The 20282-nt window shown below is 69.7% G+C and carries 18 protein-coding genes; 5 read left to right on the top strand and 13 right to left on the bottom strand.

From position 1 onward, the window contains the following. Positions 1-2: 2 nt before the first annotated feature. Positions 3-1367, top strand: a complete 1365-nt coding sequence (locus OXR60_RS01230; RefSeq protein WP_267393246.1) for an ATP-binding protein — start codon at positions 3-5, stop codon at positions 1365-1367. Between the two features lie 3 nt (positions 1368-1370). On the opposite strand, the gene OXR60_RS01225 is transcribed toward OXR60_RS01230, so the two are convergent. Genes OXR60_RS01225 through gltX form a run of 3 tightly spaced genes read right to left on the bottom strand, consistent with a single transcriptional unit; the run spans position 1371 to position 4303 of the window. Next, positions 1371-1574: a hypothetical protein gene (locus tag OXR60_RS01225; RefSeq protein ID WP_267393244.1), complete on the bottom strand. Its 204-nt coding sequence runs from the start codon at positions 1572-1574 to the stop codon at positions 1371-1373. Positions 1575-1579: 5 nt separating this feature from the next. Next, the gene (locus tag OXR60_RS01220) at positions 1580-2863 is read right to left on the bottom strand and encodes a citrate synthase (protein ID WP_267393243.1); all 1284 of its coding nucleotides are present in this window, start codon (positions 2861-2863) and stop codon (positions 1580-1582) included. Between the two features lie 12 nt (positions 2864-2875). Next, a complete protein-coding gene (gene gltX / locus OXR60_RS01215) occupies positions 2876-4303 on the bottom strand; it encodes a glutamate--tRNA ligase (protein ID WP_267393586.1) in 1428 nt (475 codons plus the stop codon). 70 nt (positions 4304-4373) lie between these two features. Between gltX and OXR60_RS01210 the strand changes: the two genes are divergently transcribed. After that, positions 4374-6572 carry a ComEC/Rec2 family competence protein gene (locus OXR60_RS01210; protein ID WP_267393241.1) on the top strand — a complete coding sequence of 733 codons (2199 nt, stop codon included), beginning with the start codon at positions 4374-4376 and terminating at the stop codon, positions 6570-6572. Between the two features lie 296 nt (positions 6573-6868). Here OXR60_RS01210 and lexA read toward each other — a convergent pair whose 3' ends face one another. The 6 genes from lexA to OXR60_RS01180 form a co-directional block, all read right to left on the bottom strand. Then, positions 6869-7549 (bottom strand): transcriptional repressor LexA, encoded by a 681-nt coding sequence (gene lexA, locus OXR60_RS01205; RefSeq protein WP_267393239.1) that lies wholly within the window; start codon positions 7547-7549, stop codon positions 6869-6871. A gap of 70 nt (positions 7550-7619) precedes the next feature. After that, the gene (locus OXR60_RS01200) at positions 7620-8810 is read right to left on the bottom strand and encodes a molybdopterin molybdotransferase MoeA (RefSeq protein ID WP_267393236.1); all 1191 of its coding nucleotides are present in this window, start codon (positions 8808-8810) and stop codon (positions 7620-7622) included. Between the two features lie 57 nt (positions 8811-8867). Beyond that, positions 8868-9344, bottom strand: a complete 477-nt coding sequence (moaC, locus tag OXR60_RS01195; protein WP_267393234.1) for a cyclic pyranopterin monophosphate synthase MoaC — start codon at positions 9342-9344, stop codon at positions 8868-8870. Beyond that, positions 9341-10117 (bottom strand): indole-3-glycerol phosphate synthase TrpC, encoded by a 777-nt coding sequence (gene trpC, locus OXR60_RS01190; protein WP_267393232.1) that lies wholly within the window; start codon positions 10115-10117, stop codon positions 9341-9343. The genes moaC and trpC overlap by 4 nt, the downstream gene beginning before the upstream one ends. Continuing rightward, entirely contained in the window at positions 10114-11109 is a 996-nt protein-coding gene (gene trpD, locus OXR60_RS01185) for an anthranilate phosphoribosyltransferase (protein WP_267393230.1), read from the bottom strand. The genes trpC and trpD overlap by 4 nt, the downstream gene beginning before the upstream one ends. Then, entirely contained in the window at positions 11106-11690 is a 585-nt protein-coding gene (locus OXR60_RS01180) for an aminodeoxychorismate/anthranilate synthase component II (RefSeq protein WP_267393227.1), read from the bottom strand. Before OXR60_RS01180 ends, trpD begins: the two co-directional genes overlap by 4 nt. Positions 11691-11852: 162 nt before the next feature. Between OXR60_RS01180 and OXR60_RS01175 the strand changes: the two genes are divergently transcribed. Next, a complete protein-coding gene (locus OXR60_RS01175) occupies positions 11853-12287 on the top strand; it encodes a hypothetical protein (RefSeq protein WP_267393225.1) in 435 nt (144 codons plus the stop codon). Between the two features lie 49 nt (positions 12288-12336). Here OXR60_RS01175 and trpE read toward each other — a convergent pair whose 3' ends face one another. Together trpE and OXR60_RS01165 are read right to left on the bottom strand one after the other, a co-directional pair. Further along, positions 12337-13827 (bottom strand): anthranilate synthase component I, encoded by a 1491-nt coding sequence (trpE, locus tag OXR60_RS01170; protein ID WP_267393222.1) that lies wholly within the window; start codon positions 13825-13827, stop codon positions 12337-12339. Beyond that, positions 13827-15767 carry a peptidylprolyl isomerase gene (locus OXR60_RS01165; protein WP_267393219.1) on the bottom strand — a complete coding sequence of 647 codons (1941 nt, stop codon included), beginning with the start codon at positions 15765-15767 and terminating at the stop codon, positions 13827-13829. The genes trpE and OXR60_RS01165 overlap by 1 nt, the downstream gene beginning before the upstream one ends. A 125-nt stretch (positions 15768-15892) precedes the next feature. On the opposite strand from OXR60_RS01165, the gene tpiA reads away from it, so the two are divergent. Both tpiA and OXR60_RS01155 read left to right on the top strand, forming a co-directional pair. Next, a complete protein-coding gene (tpiA, locus tag OXR60_RS01160) occupies positions 15893-16645 on the top strand; it encodes a triose-phosphate isomerase (RefSeq protein ID WP_267393217.1) in 753 nt (250 codons plus the stop codon). A 59-nt stretch (positions 16646-16704) separates the two neighbouring features. Further along, positions 16705-17460 carry a TonB family protein gene (locus OXR60_RS01155; protein ID WP_267393215.1) on the top strand — a complete coding sequence of 252 codons (756 nt, stop codon included), beginning with the start codon at positions 16705-16707 and terminating at the stop codon, positions 17458-17460. Here OXR60_RS01155 and OXR60_RS01150 read toward each other — a convergent pair. Further along, positions 17448-18815 carry a leucyl aminopeptidase family protein gene (locus OXR60_RS01150; RefSeq protein ID WP_267393214.1) on the bottom strand — a complete coding sequence of 456 codons (1368 nt, stop codon included), beginning with the start codon at positions 18813-18815 and terminating at the stop codon, positions 17448-17450. The two genes, OXR60_RS01155 and OXR60_RS01150, sit on opposite strands and share 13 nt — an antisense overlap. Continuing rightward, entirely contained in the window at positions 18812-20206 is a 1395-nt protein-coding gene (locus OXR60_RS01145) for a serine hydrolase domain-containing protein (protein WP_267393212.1), read from the bottom strand. Before OXR60_RS01145 ends, OXR60_RS01150 begins: the two co-directional genes overlap by 4 nt. Positions 20207-20282 lie beyond the last annotated feature (76 nt).

Below are 20282 nucleotides of genomic sequence, written 5' to 3'. Positions count from 1 at the left end.
AGATGGACGGATTGCCTGACGTGCCCGTGTCGCACGCGATGATCGATGCGGAGGGGCGCGTCACCACCGCCGACCCGGCACTGGAGGCGCTCAACGAGCGCGCCGGCGGGATGATCGGTGCGCCGCTTGCCGTTCCGGCGCTGGCGACGATCGCGCGGCTCGCCCGTCGCCTGGGCATCATCGTCTCGCGCGGGGTGACGATCGCCGACGTCGACGCGGATCTCGATCTGTGGGTCCGCGCCCAGCCCAATGGCGACAGCGTACGCCTTGCGATCAGCGGCTGGCGCGAGCTCAGGGTGGCGGCGCCGTCACCCGCCACCGAGCGTGCGCACGAGCGGGGCGACGGCGAGCTGCGCTGGGAAACCGATGCGGCGTTGCTGCTGACCTTCGTCTCGATCGACGCCGCGCGACAGCTCGGCATCGATGCGCTGGAGCTGCTCGGCAAGCCGCTCACCGCGCTGGTATCGCTCGCCGAACATGGTGACGGCACGCTGCCGCTGCTCGACGCGGTCGCCCGCCGCAAGCCGCTGGCCGAGCAGAGGGCGCGGCTGCGCGGCAGCGATCGCGCGGTGATCCTCGCTGCGGCGGTCCGTCGTGACACCATGGGGGACTTCGCCGGATTTGTCGGCACCGCGCGCATCGAAACCGATGCCACTGCCGCCGCGCCGCCGTTGCCGGCGATCTCGCCCGCTTTTACCCAAGGCCTCGACAAGGCATTGCGCACGCCGCTCGCGCGGATTGTCGCGCATGCCGATACGATCAACGCCGCCGCCGAAGGCCCGGTGCAGCAGGATTATGTCGACTACGCTTCCGACATCGCCAATGCCGGACGCCATCTGCTCGGCCTCGTCGACGATCTCGTCGATCTCCACGCGGTCGAGCGCTCCGACTTCGCGCTGGTCGCCGAGCCGATCGATCTCGCCGATGTCGCTCGCCGGGCAGCCGGACTGCTCGCGGTGCGCGCTGACGATGCCGGGGTCGCGATCGCCAAGCCGCTCGCCACGATCGAGGTGCCGGCGCTCGGCGATTTCCGCCGAACGCTGCAGATCCTGGTCAATCTGATCGGCAATGCGGTGCGCTATTCGCCGGGCGGCAGCGTCGTCACGATCACCGCCGGGCATATTGGCACGATGGCCGAGGTCGTGGTCGCCGATCAGGGCAAGGGCATCGCCGTCGAAGACCAGGCGCGCATCTTCGACAAGTTCGAGCGGGTCGACCCCACCGAGCCGGGCGGCAACGGCCTCGGCCTCTATATCGCGCGGCGCCTGTCACGGGCGATGGGCGGCGAGTTGACGGTCGAGAGCAGACCGGGCGAGGGTGCTCAATTCACCCTGACGCTGCCGATCGACCATGCGGCCGCGGGCTGAGCGTCAGCGGCGCAGCCGCCGCCCGACCAGGATCATCAGCAGGCCGAGCACGGCGAGCGCCGCGCCGCGGTCTGCCCACGGCCGCTGGTCGAGCATGAAGCTCGATTGCGGCCAATGGACGTAAGCCAGCCCCTGGCCGATCCACAGCAGCCCCATCAGCGTGCAGAGCACGCCGATGGCGAGGATGATCGGGCGGAGCCGGGCCACGAGTCTTAACGCTCGCCGAGCGGGGTGTACGACCGCTGGACCGGGCCGTTGTACAGCTGGCGCGGACGGCCGATCTTCTGATCGGGATCGGTGATCATCTCGTTCCACTGCGCCACCCAGCCGACGGTACGGGCGAGCGCGAACAGCACGGTGAACATCGAGGTCGGGAAGCCGATCGCCGACAGGATCACGCCCGAGTAGAAGTCGACGTTCGGGAACAGCTTCTTCTCGATGAAGTAGTCGTCGCTGAGCGCCAGCTCCTCGAGCCGCAGCGCGGTATCGAACAACGGATCGTTGACCTTGAGCGCATCGAACACCTCGCGCACCGTCTTCTGCATCACCGTCGCGCGCGGGTCGTAGTTCTTGTACACGCGATGGCCGAAGCCCATCAGGCGGAACGGATCGTTCTTGTCCTTGGCGCGGGCGATGAACTCGGGGATGCGCTCGGGCGTGCCGATCTCGCGCAGCATGTTGAGCGCCGCCTCGTTGGCGCCGCCATGCGCCGGGCCCCACAGGCAGGCGATTCCGGCGGCGATGCACGCGAACGGGTTGGCGCCCGACGAACCGGCGAGGCGCACGGTCGAGGTCGAGGCATTCTGCTCGTGATCGGCATGGAGGATGAAGATCCGGTCCATCGCCTTCTCGACCGCCGGGTTCACCTCATAGGGCTCGGCCGGCACGCCGAAGGTCATGCGCAGAAAGTTGCCGGTGTAGGAGAGCGAGTTGTCCGGGTAGAGGAACGGCTGTCCGACGCTGTACTTGTAAGCCATCGCCGCGATCGTCGGCATCTTGGCGATCAGGCGGTGCGAGGCGATCGTACGCTGCACCGGATCGTGGATGTCGGTCGAGTCATGGTAGAAGGCCGAGAGCGCGCCAACCACGCCGCACAGGATCGCCATCGGATGCGCATCGCGACGGAAGCCGCGGAAGAAGGTCGCGAGCTGCTCGTGCACCATGGTGTGGCGCGTGATCGTGCGGTTGAAGGTGGTGAGCTCGCCCTGGTTCGGCAGCTCGCCGTTAAGCAGCAGATAGGCCACTTCCATGAAGCTCGACTCTTCGGCGAGCTCGCCGATCGGATAGCCGCGGTGCAGCAGCACGCCCTCGTCGCCATCGATATAGGTCAGCTTCGACTGGCACGAGGCGGTCGAGGTGAAGCCCGGATCGTAGGTGAAGGCGCCGGTCTGCGCATAGAGCTTGCGGATGTCGACGACGTCGGGACCGACGCTCCCCGACATGACCGGGTAGTCGAAATCCTTGCCGTCCAGGGAGAGCTTGGCAGCGTCGGTCATGGGTCGTCCTTCCTAGCGATTCGTGGTCTGGTCCGCGATGCGGCCGAGGCTTTCCTCTTTTCCCAGCAGCGCGAGCACGTCGAAGATGCCGGGCGAGGTCTTGCGCCCGGTGAGAGCGGCGCGGAGCGGCTGGGCGACCTGGCCGAGCTTGACGCCCTCTGCCTCGGACACCTGCCGAACCGCTGCTTCGGTGGCCTCCTGATCCCACTGCTGCACCGCGTCAAGTGCGGCATGAAGCTTGACCAAAAGCGCTCGCGCGTCGTCGGTTAACAGCGCTGCTGCGGCATCGTCCATCGCCAGCGGACGCTGGGCGAAGAGGAAGCCGGCGCCGGCGGCCAGCTCGTTGAGATTGGCCGCCCGCGCCTTAAGCACCGGCATCGCCTGCTCCAGCAACGAAACATCACCATAGTGACCAATCGGGGCAACCAGCGCCGCGAGCCGGGCGTCGTCTGCCTCGCGAATATAGTGGCCGTTGAGATGCTCGAGTTTCTTGAGATCGAACCGCGACGGGCTCTTGCCGACGCCGGACAGGTCGAACCATTCGACCGCCTGCGCGCGGCTGATGATCTCGTCGTCGCCATGGCCCCAGCCGAGCCGCAGCAGGTAATTGTCGAACGCTTCCGGCAGGATGCCGAGTTCGTCGCGGTAGGCCTCGATCCCCACCGCGCCGTGGCGCTTGGAAAGCTTGGCGCCGTCGGTGCCGTGGATCAGCGGGATATGCGCATAGACCGGGTCCGGCCATCCGCCCTCGATCGCACCCATTGCCCGGTAAATCGGCAGCTGGCGAAAAGCATTGTTGAGATGGTCATCGCCGCGGATGACATGGGTCACCCCCATGTCGTGGTCATCGACCACCACCGCGAGCATATAGGTCGGCGTACCGTCGGAGCGCAGCAGCACCATGTCGTCCAGTTCGGCGTTCTGCACGGTGACAGCGCCCTGGACCTGATCCTGGATCGTCACCGCGCCCTCGCGTGGTGCCTTGAGGCGGACGACGAACGGCGCGCCCTCCGGCGCCTCGGCAGCATCGCGATCGAGCCACGGCGAGCGGATCCGCACCGGCTTCTTGGCCGCCTGCGCGGCCTCGCGCTGCGCGGCGATCTCCTCGGCGGTCATGTAGCAGCGATAGGCATAGCCAGCCCCGACCATCTGGTGCGCGACCGCGGCATGGCGCTCGGCGCGGGCGAACTGAAACACGGCGTCGCCGTCCCAGTCGATCCCCAGCCACGTCAGCCCGGCAAGGATAGCGTCGATCGCCGGCTGGGTGGAGCGCACCCGGTCGGTATCCTCGATCCGTAACAGGAAGGTGCCGCCGTGGTGACGCGCGTACAGCCAGTTGAACAAGGCGGTGCGCGCACCGCCGAGATGGAGGTAACCGGTCGGCGAGGGCGCGAAGCGCGTGACGATGCGCCCGCCGCCGCCCGTTGCGGGGGCATCGATGTCGCCGGACGTTGCCGGTGCGTTTTCAACTATTGCGCTCAACCGCGCCTGCTCCCAATCTTCGCTGGTGATGGCCAAGTCAGCCGTGGCGACCCCTAGCACGCGCCCCTGGTGCCTTCAAACGCCGTGGCGGCCCTCATGGTCCCGCGCTGCGACATTCGCGTTCCTCGAAAGGTGGCTCGAGGCGGAGCGTGACCAGCTGATCCTGTGGCTGCCGGTCGCGCTCGGCATCGGGATCGGGCTGTGGTTCACCCTGCCAAGCCCCGATGCCTGGCGGCAGGCTGTCGCCCTTTTGGTGGCGATCGGGCTCGGCGCGCTGTCGCTCGGACGCCATGGTCGGGCGGCGCGGGCACTCGCGATCGCGGCGTTGACGGTCGCGCTCGGCATCGGGCTGGTCTGGTGGCGCGCCGATCGCGTGGCGGCACCGGTGCTCGCCCGGCCGGTGGTCGCCACCTTCCAGGCGAAGGTCCTCGCGGTCGAGCCGCTCGCCGCGCGGGCACTCGTCCGGCTGACGCTGGCGCCGGTGGTGGGCGCATCGCTGCCGCCACGCATCCGCGTCAACCTCGCCGAAGCCGACGAGCCGGCCGGCCTTGCCCCCGGAGCCGTGATCAGCATCCAGGCGCGGCTGATGCCGCCGCCCGGCGCGGCGGTACCCGGCGCCTATGACTACGCCCGCGTCGCCTGGTTCGCCGGGATCGGCGCCACCGGCCGCGGCTTCGCACCGGTCAAGGTGATCACACCCGGTGTTGCCGGTTCGGGGCTACGCGCCGGCCTGACCCGACACATCACCGCGCAGCTGCCCGGCAGTGGCGGCGGCATCGCGGCGGCGCTCGCCACCGGCGACGAGGGATCTATCGCGACCGACGACGCCGATGCGATGCGGCGCGCGGGGCTCGCCCATCTCCTGTCGGTCAGCGGTCTCCACATCACCGCCGCGGTCGCCGCGACCATGTTGCTCGTCACCCGCTTGCTGGCGCTGTTCCCGTTCGTCGCGCTGCGCCTCCGCCTGCCGCTGGTCGCCGGCATCGCCGGTGCGCTTGCGGCGATCGGCTATACCTTGCTGACCGGCAGCCAGGTGCCGACGATCCGCTCCTGCGTCGCCGCGCTGCTGGTGCTGCTAGCGCTAGCACTGGGTCGCGAGGCAATGACCCTCCGGCTGCTCGCGATGGGGGCGCTGGTGGTCCTGCTGCTGTGGCCAGAAGCGCTGGTGGGTCCAAGCTTCCAGCTCTCCTTCACCGCGATCGCCGCGATCGTCGCGCTGCACGAACACCCCTGGGTGATGGCGCAGGTCGCCGCGCGGGAGGAGGGCAGGGCACGCGCCTTGGCGCGCAGCACCGCCTCGCTGCTCGTCACCGGCCTCGCCGTCGAACTCGCGCTGATGCCGATCGCAGTGTTCCACTTCCACAAGGCTGGCCTCTATGGCGCGCTCGCCAATATCGTCGCCATCCCGCTCACCACCTTCGTGATCATGCCGCTGGAGGCGCTGGCACTGTTTGCCGATCTCGCGGGGATCGGGGCGCCGCTGTGGTGGCTCGTCAATGTCGCACTCCAGGCGCTGCTATGGATCGCGCGCAGCGTCGCAGCGGCGCCCGGCGCCGCGGTCGCGCTCCCGGCGATGCCGGGCGCCGCCTTCGGGCTGATGATCGGGGGCGGGCTGTGGCTGATGCTGTGGCGCACCCGCTGGCGTGCGCTCGGGCTGGCGCCGCTTGCCGCCGGCGCGCTCTGGGCTCTCACCACGCCGCCACCGGACTTGCTCGTCACCGGCGACGGGCGCCATCTCGCGATCCGCACCCCTGCGGGCCTGGCGCTGCTCCGCGATCGCGCCGGCGATTACACCCGCAGCATGCTCGCCGAGAACGGCGGTGTCGACGGCGAGCCGATGCTGCTTGCCGACCAGCCCGCGGCGCGGTGCAGCCGTGACCTGTGCATCACCGATGTGGCAAATGGCGCTACAAGCTGGCGGATCATGGCGACCCGCAGCGCCTACCCCGTGCCGACCGAGGATCTGAGCAGCGCCTGTGCCAACGCCGACATCGTCGTCAGCGAGCGCTGGCTGCCGCGCCGCTGCACGCCACGCTGGCTAAGGGTCGACAGGCCGGTCCTGGCGCGTACCGGCGGCATCGCGGTGACGCTGGCGACCGGGAAGGTTGCAACGGTCCGCACGCCGGGCGACCGCCACCCCTGGCTTGTGGCGCCGACCATTGCGCCAGCGCGTCCGAACTATAAGTCCTGGCCCCGCCGCCGCTCGTCGCCACCTCGTCCACGCTGACCACGACTGCCGCCCGCAAACCCCGATCATCCTGAACCTGGTTCAGGATCCACGGCCAGAACTGTTCGCGAGCGTGGCGCACGCGTCGGCCATGGACGCTGCAACAAGTTCAGGATGACGAACAGGGGAGAGCGGTGGTTGGCCGCTTACTTACCCCATCGCGCCAGCCTCGGCACCCTTGAGACAGCAGCAATAGCGACGATCAGGGCTCAAGAGTCACCGGGCACCAAGCCTGCCGCTCCATCACCCCACTACATCAACCTCGCCACGACCGACCATCGGCCGTGCCACCACCCTCAATCGTAGCGGCGCAGGATCCCCGACAGCTTGCCCTGCACCCGTACATGCGATGGCGCATGGCGCTGCGGCTGATAAGCGCGGTTGGCCGGATCAAGCCGGACCATCGCACCTTCGCGGCGGAAATATTTGAGTGTCGCCTCGCTGTCCTCGATCAGCGCCACCACGATCTCGCCGTCGCGCGCCGTCTCGGTTCGACGGATCAGCGCGAAATCGCCATCAAGAATGCCGGCCTCGACCATCGAATCGCCCGACACTTCCAGCGCATAATGTTCGCCCGATCCGAGCAATGCTGCCGGCACCGCGAGCATCGAGCTGCCCTCGAACGCCTCGATCGGCACACCGGCGGCGATGCGGCCGTGCAGCGGGATCTCGATCACATCATTCGCAGGCGTCGGTGCGGTCGCGCGGACGTTGCTGGTGCGGGCGGGTGGCGCGACCGGGGTCGCGACCTTGCGATCGCCGCGCTCGGGCATCTTGACCACTTCCAGCGCCCGCGCACGATTGGGGAGGCGGCGGATGTAGCCACGTTCCTCGAGCGCGCTGATCAGGCGGTGCACCCCGGATTTCGACTTCAGGTCGAGCGCTTCCTTCATCTCCTCGAATGACGGCGAGACGCCGGTCTCTTCGAGCCGATCGTGAATGAAGCAGACGAGTTCGTGCTGCTTGCGGGTGAGCATGGCGGTCCTTCCGTACCAGAACAGACGCGGAACTTCTAGGGAACGCCATGACGTCCGTCAAGCGCGCTGATCAGGCGATGACGAGGATTTCCGCCGAGTCGCCGGCCGGCGCCGGTGGCGCCCCTGCGGCACGGACGATCAGGCAGTGCGAACGCGCCAGGGTGAGCAGCATCGAGCTGTCCTGAATAGTCGAGGCATAGGCGCGGCCGTCGCGGATCTCGGCGCGCAGATAGTCGGTGCGCGGGCCGTTGGCGGGGAGGTCCTCGCCAAGGATCGCGGCACTGCTGCGCGGCAGCGGGTCGGCAGCGCCGCCGAGCCGGGCGATCATCGGCTTCACGAACAGAATCGCGGTGACGAAGGCGGATACGGGGTTGCCCGGCAGTCCGAGCACGATCGTATGGCCCAGCCGGCCCGCCATCATCGGCTTGCCCGGACGCAGCGCGATCCGCCAGAAATCGATGCTCCCGCCCGCGGCCTCGAGCGCGGGTCGGACCAGGTCGTGGTCGCCGACCGAGGCGCCGCCGGTGGTGACGAGGAGGTCCGCGTCGACGGCGGCGAAAGCATCGCGCAACGTCGCAAGATCGTCTGGAAGGATACCGAGATGGACGATCTCGACCGGCAAATCGGCCAGCATCGCCGCCAGCATCGCCCGGTTGGATTCCGGCAGCGCGGCGGGATCGTGCGGCGCGCCGGTGTCGCCCGGCTGCACCAGCTCGTCGCCCGTCGCGACCAGCGCGACCCGCACCCGGCGGTTGACCGCCAGGTTCGCTGCCCCGCCGGTCGCCGCCACCGCGATCCGCGCCGGGGTCAATCGCTCGCCTGCGCCGATCAGCCGGTCGCCATCGTGGAAGTCGAGCCCGCGACGCCGGGTGTTGCGGCCGAGCGCCGGCGGGCCTTCGCCGGTAAGGTGGACGCGATTGCCGTCGCGGCTCACCTCCTCCTGGATCATCACCGTATCGGCGCCCGCGGGCATCGCCGCGCCGGTGAAGATCCGCGCAGTCTGCCCCGCAGCGATTCCGCCTGCATAGGGCCGCCCCGCGGCACTCTCGCCGACCAGCGTCCAAGGGCCGGGGAGATCGGCGAAGCGGATCGCATAGCCGTCCATCGCCGACAGATCAGCCGCGGGCTGGGTGCGGCGGGCGAGAACATCCGCGGCGGCCCAGCGGCCCGCGGCGGCGGCGAGCGGCACGGTCTCGGCGGCCACGGGCGTGGTGAGAGCGAACAGGCGCGCTTGCGCCTCGGCGATGGGAAGCAGGGTCACGCCCGGGCGGTGGGCGCAGATCGGCGGCGGGTCAACATGGCAGATCCGTGCGACGGGTCAGGTGCGTGGCGCGTGCCATGCGCCAGATTTGCCGCCGACCTTGCTCAGCAGCCGCACGCCATCGATGACCATCGCCTTGTCGAGCGCCTTGGCCATGTCGTAGATCGTCAGCAGCGTCACCGAGACGGCGGTAAGCGCCTCCATCTCGACGCCGGTCTTGCCATCGGTCCGCGCCTTGGCGGTGACGGTGATGGTGTCGTCACCAAGCTCGATATCGATCGCGACGCGCGTCAGCGGCAGCGGGTGGCATAAGGGGATGAGCTCGGCGGTCTTCTTGGCGGCCATGATCCCGGCGACGCGCGCGACCGCGATCACGTCGCCCTTCTGCGCGGCGCCGTCGCGGATCGCCGCGAGCGCCTCGGGAGTCATCGCGATCCGCCCGGTCGCCACCGCCTCGCGCGACGTCGGCGCCTTGTCGCCGACGTCGACCATGTGCGCCGCGCCGTCGGCGTCGAGATGGGTGAGGCCGCTCATCCCACCAGCGCCCGCGTCGCCGCCTCGATATCCGGCTCGCGCATCAGCGCCTCGCCGATCAGAAAGCAGTGCACGCCATGCGCCGCCATCGCGTCAAGATCGGCGCGGCTGGTGAGCCCGCTTTCGGCAACGAAGGTGCAGCCTTCCGGCGCCTTGCCGATCAGCTCGTAGCTGCGCTGGAAATCGACGCTGAAATCGCGCAGGTCGCGGTTGTTGACCCCGATCAGCCGGCTGTTGAGCTTGAGCGCGCGCTCCAGTTCATGCTCGTCATGGACCTCGATCAGTGCATCCATGCCGCATTCGCTCGCCGACGCCTCGATCTCGCGCATCTGGCCGTCGTCGAGGGCCGCGACGATGATCAGGATCGCATCGGCGCCGAGCGCACGCGATTCGGTCGCCTGCCAGGGATCGACCATGAAGTCCTTGCGGATCACCGGAAGCGTGCACGCCGCGCGCGCCGCGACCAGATAGTCGTCGCTGCCCTGGAACCACTGCTCATCCGTCAGCACCGACAGGCAGGCGGCGCCACCCGCCTGATAGGCGCGGGCGTGCGCCGGCGGATCAAAATCCTCGCGGATCAGCCCCTTGGACGGGCTCGCCTTCTTGATCTCGGCGATCAGCGCGTGGCCGGGGCGCGCATCGAGCGCGGCCCGGAACCCTCGCGGCTTGCTCACCGCGGCGATTCCCGCGTCGAGGTCGGCGAGGCTGGTCGTCGCCTTGCGCGCGGCAACTTCGGCGCGCTTGGTTTCGATAATGCGGGAAAGGATGGTCATCGGTAGGCGATCCACGAATCGAGCAAGGCCGCGGCGCTGCCATGGTCCAGGGTAAGGGCGGCGGCTTCGGCACCGGCCGCCAGCGTCGGACTGTGGCCGGCGACGACCAGCGCCGCGGCCGCGTTGAGCAGCACCGCGTCGCGATAGGCGCCGTGCCGGCCGTCGAGCAGCGCGCGCAGCGCTGCGGCATTATAGGCCGGGTCGCCGCCGCGGATCGCCGCGAGCGGATGACGGGCGAGCCGCGCGTCGTCGGGGGTGATGGTGCGGGGCAGGGCGACGTCGCCGACCGTCACCGCGATGCTCGGCCCCGCGCCGGAGAGCTCGTCGAGCCCCTCCTCGCCCGAGATCACCGCGGCGCGCTCGGTGCCGAGTTGCGCCAGTGCCTCGGCATAGAGCGAGGCGTAATCGGGCCGGGCGATGCCGATCAGCTGGCGGGTGACGCGCGCCGGGTTGGCGAGCGGGCCCATCAGATTGAAAATAGTGCGTTTGCCAATCCGCCGGCGCAGCGGGGTGATCCGCCCCAGCGCCGGATGATGATTGGCGGCGAACAGGAAGGCGATGCCGAGATCGCGCAGGCTCGCCTCGGCGGTGGCACCGGCGATGGCAAGATCGAGCCCCAGCGCCTCGAGCGTGTCCGCCGCGCCCGCCTTGGACGAGGCGGCGCGATTGCCATGCTTGGCGACCGGCACACCGGCGGCCGCGACCACCAGCGCCACTGCAGTGGAGACGTTGAGCGTATGGTGGCCATCGCCCCCCGTCCCGCACACGTCAATCGCGCCGGGCGTTGCCTCGATCGGGATCATCCGCTGGCGCAGCGCACGCGCAGCCTCGGCGATCTCGATGCTGGTCTCGCCGCGATCGGACAGCGCGAGCAGGAACTCGCCGATCGCCTCGTCGCTCACCCGGGCGTCGAGGATGTCGGCGAAGGCCTGGGCGGCGCTCTCGTGCGACAGCGGCGTCGACGGATCCGGCAATAGCGACAGGGTGGTCACGCGATCTCTTTGACCGGCAGCCCGGCGAGCCGCATGAAATTGGCGAGCATCGCATGGCCGTGTTCGGTGGCGATGCTCTCGGGGTGGAACTGGACGCCGTGGATCGGCAGCGTCGCGTGGCGGAACCCCATTACATTGCCGTCGGCTGCAGTGGCGTTGACCACCAGCGGCGCGGCCACGTCGTTGACGATCAGGCTGTGATAACGGGTTGCGGTAAATGGCGAGGGCAGGTCCGCGAACAGCCCGGTACCGTCGTGGAGCACCGGCGAGGTCTTGCCGTGCATCAGCCCGCCGCGTTCCACCAGCCCGCCGAAATGCTGGCCGATCGCCTGGTGGCCTAGGCACACGCCGAGCAGCGGCCGGCCGGCATCGGCCGCGGCGGCGACCAGGTCTAGGCTCACCCCGGCTTCATTGGGCGTGCACGGCCCCGGCGAGATCAGGAACGCCTCGGCGCCCGACGAAATCGCCTGGCCGGCCGACATGGCATCGTTGCGGACGACCTCCACCTCGGCGCCGAGCTCCATCAGATAATGGACCAGGTTCCAGGTGAAGCTGTCGTAATTGTCGACGACGAGGATCATCGCGCCGCCATAAACGAAGCGTGCGCCCGTGCAATCTCTGGCGCCGATCCCCGCCACGCAATCGCGGCAAGCGCGCAATCTCCTGGCAATGTTGCCGCGGCTAAGCGCATGGGAGCCTGGCCGGCTCCCGCGCGTTGGGAGGGCCTGTAAGGAGAGCCACCCATGTTTCGCCCGTTGCTGATCGCCGCGCTGATCGCATTCCCCGGGGTAGCCGTTGCCCAAACGTCGGCCGCCACCGCTGCCGATGCGGTGCCTGCCGAGGGCGGCAACCCGCCGCAGCGCATCCGTAGCGTGACGCTCGGTGCCGGCCAGAAGTGCCCGCCCAACACGAGCACCGAGATCATCGTCTGCTCAACGCTCGATCAGCCGTACCGCATCCCCAAGCAATTCCGTAACAGCGGGCCGATCCCCGCGCAGAACCAAAGCTGGGCCAATCGCGCTGCGACCGTTGATGAGGTCGGCCGGGTAGCGGGCGGGCTGCCCGATACCTGTTCGCCGGTCGGCACCGGCGGCCAGAGCGGCTGCGCGCTGATGACCAACCGCCAATGGGCCGCCGACCGTCGCGCCCAGCAGGCTGACGCGAGCCAGGTGCCCTGATCCGAGGCCGCCGGCGAGGCGAGGGCGGGCAGTAAGCGCGCCCGAAGATCTATTGTCCGAACCGCCCGGCCGCCGCCCGCGCCACCGCATCGCGCGCCGCGGCCAGGATCGCGCCAGCCTTGGCCTCGCACTCGCGCTGCTCCGATGCGGCGACGCTGTCGGCGACGATCCCCGCGCCCGCCTGGGCGTGGATCACACCATCCTTCACCACGGCGGTGCGCAGCACGATGCACGAATCCATCGAGCCATCGGCCGAGAAATAGCCGACACCGCCGGCGTAAGCGCCCCGCCGTTCGGGCTCTAGCTCGGCGATGATCTGGCAGGCCCGTACCTTGGGGGCGCCGCTGACGGTGCCGGCCGGAAAGCCGGCGAACAGCGCATCGAGTGCGTCGCGTGACGGCGACAGGTCGCCGACGACGTTCGACACGATGTGCATCACATGGCTGTAGAATTCGACGCCGTAGCTGCTCGTCACCCGCACGCTGCCAGGCGCCGCGGCGCGACCGACGTCGTTGCGACCGAGATCGAGCAGCATCAGATGCTCGGCCCGTTCCTTGGGGTCGGCGAGCAGCTCCACGCGATTGGCCTCGTCTTCGGCGGCGGTGCGCCCCCGCGGACGGGTACCGGCGATCGGACGGATCGTCACCGCGCCATCGCGCACGCGCACCAGGATCTCGGGGCTGGAGCCGATCAGCGCGAAACCGGGCAGGTCGAGATGGTAGAGGAAGGGCGACGGATTGATCCGGCGCAGCGAGCGATACAGCTCGAACGGCGGCAGCGCGAACGGGGTGGAGAAGCGCTGCGCCAGCACCACCTGGAAGATGTCGCCGGCGAGGATGTACTCCTGCGCCTTGCCGACCATCGCCGCATAGCGTTCCGGCGGCAGCGCGGGGGTATAGGCAAGCTCCGCCGGCTCGGCCTGCGCTGGCGCTGGTAGCGTCGCCGTCGCCAGCCGAGCGGCCACCGCGTCGAGCCGCTCCTCGGCTTCCGTCACCAGCAGCGCAGCGGGCCGGCCCGTGTCGGGCCACACCGGTGCGACCAGGAACAACGTGTCGGCGAGACGATCGAACACCAGGATCGTGGTCGGCCGCACGAACAGCATGTCGGGCAGGCCGAGCGGGTCGGCATCGGGCTGCGGCAACTGCTCAACCAGCCCAATCGTCTCATAGCCGAAATAGCCGACCAGACAGGCGAGCGCGCGCGGCAATTCCGGCGGCACCTCGCCGCGGCATTCGCCGACCAGCGATCGCAGCGCCTCCAGCGTCGGCTGGGCGAGCGGTTCGAAGGCGTCGCGGTCGTGCGCCCAACGGCGGTTGATGGTCGCCTGATGGCCTTGCGCGCGAAACACCAGGTCGGGCGCGAGCCCGATCAGGCTGTGACGCCCGCGGGTTTCCCCGCCCTCGACCGACTCGAGCAGGAAATCGCCGCGCCCGGGCTCGATCAGCTTGAGCGCGGCGGCGACCGGCGTCTCGGTGTCGGCGACCTGCTGGCGCCACACGAACACGGGCCTGCCGGCGGCGACCACCTCGGCCGGGGTCATTAGTTGCCGGCGCCGCTCAGCTCGGCGCGGACGCGGGCAACGGCGGCGGCGTCGGTCTTGCTGCCGACGTTGAGCCGCACCGCGCGAGCGAACTGCTGGACATATTCATTGCCCACCGCGCGGCCGAGATCGGTGCGGGTCGACTTGACGATGTCGGGCTTGCCCGCGGCGTTGCCGGGCTCGATGCGATCGAGCTTGATCAGGAACCAGCCGGCGTTGCCGGGCGCCTCGAGCATCTTGGCGGTGCCTTGGCGCATGCTGAACAGCATCACCAGCGGCGGCTGGGCACGACGCTGGTCGGCCAGCTCGCCGCGGCTGGCGGTGATCGGCTGGATCGGCGGCAGCGCGCGGCCGCTGCCGGCAAGCGCCTGGGCGAGCGGCGTGCCCTGGTTGACCTTGGCGAGAATGGTCGCGGCGAGCACCCGGGCGGCGGCCCGCGCGCGATCGGTGGCGACATCCTGCGCGACGGCGGCGCGCACCTCGGCGATCGGCCGCGGCGCGGCGGGCAGCACCCGGCCGATCGCGACCACCGCGAAGCTGCCGTCCTGCCCCATCGTCACCAGCTGCGGGGCATCGCCTTCCGCAGCCTGGAAGCCGGCGGCGACGATCTGGGCGAGCGCGGGGTCGGCGGCCACGCCGGGCGTCGCCGGATTGGTGCCGTTGGCGACCAGCGGCTGGGTGGTGAGCGGGCTCAGCTTCTGGTGGGTGACCGCTTCGCCAAAGGTCGCGTTCTTGGACAGCGAGTCGTCCAGCGCATCATGGATCGCGCCGAGCGCGGCCTGGCTCTTCTGCTGGGTGAGCGCGGTGACCAGCTCGGGCCGTGCCTGCTCCAGCGACTTGCCCGCCACCTGGTTGATCGAATCGACCTTGGCGACGATCCAGCCGAGCGCGCCGCGCACCGGGCCGATCACAGCGCCCTGCGGCGCCGCGAACACCGCGTCGGCGACGGCCGGTGACGCGGTCTGCGCATAAGCGGGCTTCTCGACCCCGGTCTGGGTGAGCGGCTCGAGACCCGCGGCGCGGGCGGCATCGGCGATCGAGGCACCCGCCTTGACCTTGGCGGCGAGCGCGTTGGCGCCGGCCTGGTCGGCGATCACCACCTGGCTGATCGTGCGGGTCTGCTTGGCCGCGAAGCGCGGGCGCTGCTGGGCATAGGCCTGGGCGATCTCGGCATCGGTCGGCACCGCGCGCGCGGCGATCATCGCCGGGGTGACGAGGGCGTAGCGGATCACCCGGCGCTCGGGCAGCGAATAGCGGGCGCGGTTGCGCGTGTAGAAGGCCTGGATGTCGGCATCGGTGGGCGCGGCGCCGGCGGCCATCGCCTTGGTCGGCACGAAGCCGACCTGCCCGGAACGCTTCTCGAGCAGCAGCGAGGCATAGGGCAGCGCGATCTGCTCGCCGACCTGCGTCGCGCCGATGGTCGGCAGGATCAGCGCCTGCGACAGCGTGTCGCGGGCGATGTCGCCGCGGACCTGCGCATCGGTCAGCTTGCGCTCGCCGAGCAGCCGCTGGTAGATCGCGGGATCGAACTGGCCGTTGGGGCCCTGCAGCCCGGGAATGCTGGCGATCTGGCCGTCCACCGACCGCTTGCTCACCGCCATGCCGTTGCGCTTGGCGAACTGTTCGAGCGCCAGCGTGTTGATCTCGCGCTCGAGCACGCCCTGCAGCCCGCCCTGCGCGAGCAACTGCTCCATGGTCGCGGTCGGCTGGCGCTGGCGCGCTGCCTCGAGCTCGCTCTGCACTCGCGCCTTGAGGCCGGCGCTGGTGATCTTCTCTGAGCCTACCGTGGCGACGTTGTTGCCGGTCAAGCCACTGGTGGCGTTGCCGGCAAGGCCGGTGACGTCACCGGCCGCGAAGGCAAGCGCGATCACGCCGAGGACGATGAAGGTGATGATCACGCCAAGCTTCGAATGGGTGAAGCGGCGGAAGAAGCTGAGCATGAAGGAACCGATCGCCCCGGACAGTGGAACGGGTGCTTTAGGGGCGGTGCGCCTTGCCATCAAGCGTGCGGGTCGTCATCGAAGCCCGGAGCGGCCCGCGACGGCCGGTCGGCAAGGGAGTAGGCATGACGCGACGCAAGTTGGTGACCGGCAATTGGAAGATGAACGGCTCGCTGGCCGCGCTCGGCGAGCTCGACGGGATCGCCGCGGCCGCGCTCGCCCATCCGCAGGTCGACGTCGAGATCGCCGTGCCCTTCACCCTGATCGCGCCTGCCGCCGCCCGCGCCACCCAGCTCAGGATCGGCGCCGAGGACGTCCATGCCGCCGCCTCGGGCGCCTTCACCGGCAGCGTCTCGGCCGGGATGGTCAAGGAAGCCGGTGCCAGCTTCACCCTGGTCGGCCATTCCGAGCGCCGCATCGCCTTTGGCGAACGCAGTCACGACATCTGGGGCAAGGCGATGGCGGCGCGGCGCGAGGGGCTGGGCGTGATCCTGTGCTGCGGCGAGAACGAAGGCCAGCGCGATGTCGGCCGGGCGACGAACCTGGTCGATTCGCAGATCGAGCTGTCGGTGCCGCATGACGCCGCGGCGGACTGGCTGACCATCGCCTATGAGCCGACCTGGGCGATCGGCACCGGCCGCACGCCTACCCACGACGATATCGAGGCGATGCACGGCGTGATCCGCACCAAGCTGTGCCTGCTGCTCGGCGCCGAGCGCGGCGAGGCGATCCGCATCCTTTACGGCGGCTCGGTCAGCCCGACCAACGCTGCCGCGATCATGGCGCTCGACAATGTCGATGGCGCGCTGGTCGGCGGCGCCAGCCTTGCCGCCGCGTCATTCGTGCCGATCATCGAGGCCGCTGCCGCGATCGGCTGACGCCGCTTTCCCCGGCGCGCGCATTGATTTTCTGCGGTCGCCAACCACCTGTCGAAACAATGACGCTGTCGCCACGCCTTCGCGAACGGACCGGTGCGGCGCTGGCGACCGCCGCAGTCGTCGCCGCGCTCGGCTATGCGCTGGTGCTCGGGCTTGCGGTGCATTGGCCGGGGGCCATAGTCGATCGTACCCTCGCGACCTTCGCGGTGCTGCCCGATACGCCGCCGCCGGTGAAGACGGTGCCGCCACCGCGCAAGGTGCAGCGCCCGGCCGGTGCCGCCGCGCCGCCCAACCTGCGGTCCAAAGCCACCGCGGTTACCGCGCCGGTGCCGGTGATTGTCACCGTGCCGCCGCCGATCGTGGTCGCGCCGCTGCCGTCGGTCGGTATCCAGTCGACCTCGGGCGCTGCCGACCGGATCGGCCCGGGCACCGGTGCCGGCGGCGACGGCAACGGTACGGGTGCCGGCGGTGACGGCGAGGGCGACGGCAGCGGCCGCGAGACGCCGCCACGGCATATCGCGGGCAACGTTCGCGGTGGCGACCTGCCCGCCTGGGCGCGCCAGCAAGGCTTCCGCGGCACGGTGGCGATGCGCTTCTACGTCGAGGCCGATGGCCATGTGTCCGACTGCCGGATCGCGCGCTCGAGCGGCAATGCCGAGATCGATGCGCTGACCTGCCGGATCATCGAGCAGCGCTTCCGCTACAGGCCGTGGCGCGATGGCCAGGGCCGCCCGGTGCCCTCGACGGTGCTGCGCGAACAGGAATGGGACATCGACGGCGACGGGCCGCGGGCGCCGGGCGATCAGCGCCGATAACGCTCCTTCAGCAACGCAAAGCTCGCCCGCAGCGCATAGGCATCGCCGCCTTTGGGCCGGCCCGGTTTGGCGGTCGGCCGCCACGCGAACACGTCCATGTGCGCCCAGGCGATGCCGCGCGGCACGAATCGGCGAAGAAACAGCGCCGCGGTGATCGCCCCGGCAAAGCCGCCGTCCGGCGCATTGACGAGATCGGCGATGTCGGACTTGAGCATCTCGTCATAGCCGTCCCACAGCGGCAATCGCCACAAGGGATCGTCCTCGGCCACGCCCGCCGCGAGCAGCTCGGCGGCGAGCAACTCCTCATCGGTGAACAGCGGCGGCAAGTCGGGGCCGAGCGCCACCCGCGCCGCGCCGGTCAGCGTCGCATAGTCGAGGATCAGCTCGGGCTTGCCTTCCGCAGCCTTGGCGAGCGCATCGCCGAGGATCAGCCGCCCCTCGGCATCGGTGTTGGTGTTCTCCACGGTCAGCCCGAGCCGGCTCTTGAGCACGTCGCCCGGGCGGAAGGCATTGCCCGCGATCGCATTCTCTACAGCCGGGATCAGCAGGTGGAGCCGCACCGGCAGTCGCGCCGCCATCACCAGCTCGGCCAGCGCCAGCGCGTGCGCGGCGCCACCCATGTCCTTCTTCATCAGCCGCATGCCCGACGACGGCTTGATGTCGAGCCCGCCGGTGTCGAAGCACACGCCCTTGCCGACCAGCGCGACCCGCGGATGCGCAGGATCGCCCCATTCGAGCTCGATCAGCCGTGGCGCGCGGTCCTTGCTGGCGGCCATGCCGACGGTGTGGATCATCGGATAGCCCTGCGCGAGCGCATCGCCGCGCGTCACCGCCAGGCTCGCGCCATGCCGCTTGGCCAGCGCCTCCGCCGCCGTCTCCAGCTCGGCCGGGCCGAGATCGGACGCACCGGTGTTGACGAGGTCGCGGACGCTGGCCGTCGCCGCCGCCAGCCGCACCGTCTCGTCGAGCGCCGCGACGTCGTGGGTCAGCAGCACCCGCGGCGCCGTGTCGTCGGTGGCGCGGTAGCGCTCGAACCGATATTGGCCGAGCAGCCAGCCGAGCCCCGCGCCGCCCAGCTCGCCCGCCACCCGATAGGTGCCCGCCGGCAGCGCCTCGACCAGCTTGGCCAACGTCCAGGGCGTCGCCGTATCGGCGATCACCGCCGCGGCGAGCGCATCGTCGGCATAGATGGCATGCGTCCCCGCCTTGCCGGCGAAGCGCTGCGCGGCGAGCGCGGCGCGTACCCGCGGCGGCTTGGCGGCGAGCCAGGCCGGGTAATCGGCGGCGGCGACGATCTCGATGGTGTTGGCGGGTTGCCCGCGATCGGCAAGCAGCAGGGCGGTGAAATCGGTCATTGCGCAGGGCTCACCAGAAACTGTTCATAGGCTTGGCCGACTCCGGGGAGGGCGAAGGTGCTCACCGAGAGAGTGCGGCCGGGATAGGTGACGCGATAGCCGCGATGGACGAAGCCGCCGCGCAGCTTGGCGGTACCGACCTGGACGAAGCTGGTTGGTTCGCCGAGAGGGGCGAGGCTGGTGCGATAATCGGCGAGTGCCGCGGGGGTGAAATAGAAGTTTGCATCCTCGGTCAGCATCGCGCGGTCGATCGTGCCGGTGCGCAATTGCCCGAACAGCGCCTTGGCCGTGTCCAGCCCGCGCGCGTCGCCCGTGTCCCCCGCCGGGGCGGGCAGCAGCACCCCGGCGATGTCGGTGGCGATGCGGGTCTGGGCATCGGCGAACCAGGCGTTGACGAGCACCACGATCGCCACCTTGTCCTGCGGGTAGACGATGTTCTCCGATAGGAATCCGACCGCTTCGCCGCTATGCTCGACGAAGCTGCGCCCGTTCTTGCTGCCGACCGACACGCCAAGGCCATAACCGGTCGAACTGCCATCGGTGAGCTTGACCGCGGTCTCCTGCGCCGCCCAGTCGTCGGCGGGCAGCAACGTCCGGTCCATCCGGGCGATATCCCATTTGGCGAGATCCTGTGCGCTCATCGCCAGCTCGCCTGCCGCATAGAGCCAGCCACGCGCCGCCGGCGTCTCCACCCGCACCGGCCCCAGCGCATAGCGCTTGTACCCCTGCGGAAAGCCCGGCCCGATCGCCTTGTCCTGATCGATCGCCTTGATGCCGAGCGGCCGGAACACGCGCTCCTGGAGGAAGTCGAGCAGCGGCTTGCCGCTGACCTTCTCGACGATCATGCCCGCGACGACATAGCCGGTGTTCGAATATTGCCACTGGCTTCCGGGCGCGAAATCGAGGCCCTTGGTGGCCCAGCGATCGACGATCCCGCGGGGGCTGACCGGCGTCGCCATCGCCTTGAAGCTGTAATCCTGCGGCCAATAATCGCGCAGGCCCGAGGTATGGCTGAGCAACTGGCGGATGGTGATGGTGTCGCCATCGGTGATGCCGGGCACGTACTTGCCCACCGTGTCATCGAGACTGAGCTTGCCCTCGTCCTCCAGCAACAACAACGCGGCGGCGGTGAACTGCTTGGAGATGGACGCGATCTGGTAGAGCGCCGCGGGATCGGCGCTCTTCGCGGTTTCCGACTGCTTGCCATAGGCCTTGGCGAGCACGATCCTGCCGCCGCGCACCAACGCGACCGAGGCGGACGGCACGCCCGTGTCGTGCAGCGACCGGGCGACCAGCGCATCGATGCGCGCGGTATCGTCGGCGGACAGGGCCTGCGCCAGGGCAGGGGCGGGCAATGCAATCAGCATGGCTAGAGCAAGGCGAGCGATCATGTCGCTACCGAAAACAGAAACATAACGTTGGCGCAACCGTTACGGAACTGTTCCGACCAAACGGGGTTCGCTTTGG

The organism is Sphingomonas sp. GC_Shp_5 (genome assembly GCF_026540855.1).
Taxonomy (GTDB): Bacteria; Pseudomonadota; Alphaproteobacteria; order Sphingomonadales; family Sphingomonadaceae; genus Sphingomonas.
This window is presented reverse-complemented; position numbering and strand designations above follow the sequence as displayed.

Excerpts from the sequence above, each read along its gene's own strand:
- OXR60_RS01230 (WP_267393246.1), top strand. The coding sequence starts at position 3 with ATGGACGGATTGCCTGACGTGCCCGTGTCGCACGCGATGATCGATGCG.
- OXR60_RS01220 (WP_267393243.1), bottom strand. The coding sequence starts at position 2,863 with ATGACCGACGCTGCCAAGCTCTCCCTGGACGGCAAGGATTTCGACTAC.
- OXR60_RS01210 (WP_267393241.1), top strand. The coding sequence starts at position 4,374 with ATGGCCAAGTCAGCCGTGGCGACCCCTAGCACGCGCCCCTGGTGCCTT.
- lexA (WP_267393239.1), bottom strand. The coding sequence starts at position 7,549 with ATGCTCACCCGCAAGCAGCACGAACTCGTCTGCTTCATTCACGATCGG.
- moaC (WP_267393234.1), bottom strand. The coding sequence starts at position 9,344 with ATGAGCGGCCTCACCCATCTCGACGCCGACGGCGCGGCGCACATGGTC.
- trpC (WP_267393232.1), bottom strand. The coding sequence starts at position 10,117 with ATGACCATCCTTTCCCGCATTATCGAAACCAAGCGCGCCGAAGTTGCC.
- OXR60_RS01180 (WP_267393227.1), bottom strand. The coding sequence starts at position 11,690 with ATGATCCTCGTCGTCGACAATTACGACAGCTTCACCTGGAACCTGGTC.
- OXR60_RS01175 (WP_267393225.1), top strand. The coding sequence starts at position 11,853 with ATGTTTCGCCCGTTGCTGATCGCCGCGCTGATCGCATTCCCCGGGGTA.
- trpE (WP_267393222.1), bottom strand. The coding sequence starts at position 13,827 with ATGACCCCGGCCGAGGTGGTCGCCGCCGGCAGGCCCGTGTTCGTGTGG.
- OXR60_RS01165 (WP_267393219.1), bottom strand. The coding sequence starts at position 15,767 with ATGCTCAGCTTCTTCCGCCGCTTCACCCATTCGAAGCTTGGCGTGATC.
- tpiA (WP_267393217.1), top strand. The coding sequence starts at position 15,893 with ATGACGCGACGCAAGTTGGTGACCGGCAATTGGAAGATGAACGGCTCG.
- OXR60_RS01155 (WP_267393215.1), top strand. The coding sequence starts at position 16,705 with ATGACGCTGTCGCCACGCCTTCGCGAACGGACCGGTGCGGCGCTGGCG.
- OXR60_RS01150 (WP_267393214.1), bottom strand. The coding sequence starts at position 18,815 with ATGACCGATTTCACCGCCCTGCTGCTTGCCGATCGCGGGCAACCCGCC.
- OXR60_RS01145 (WP_267393212.1), bottom strand. The coding sequence starts at position 20,206 with ATGATCGCTCGCCTTGCTCTAGCCATGCTGATTGCATTGCCCGCCCCT.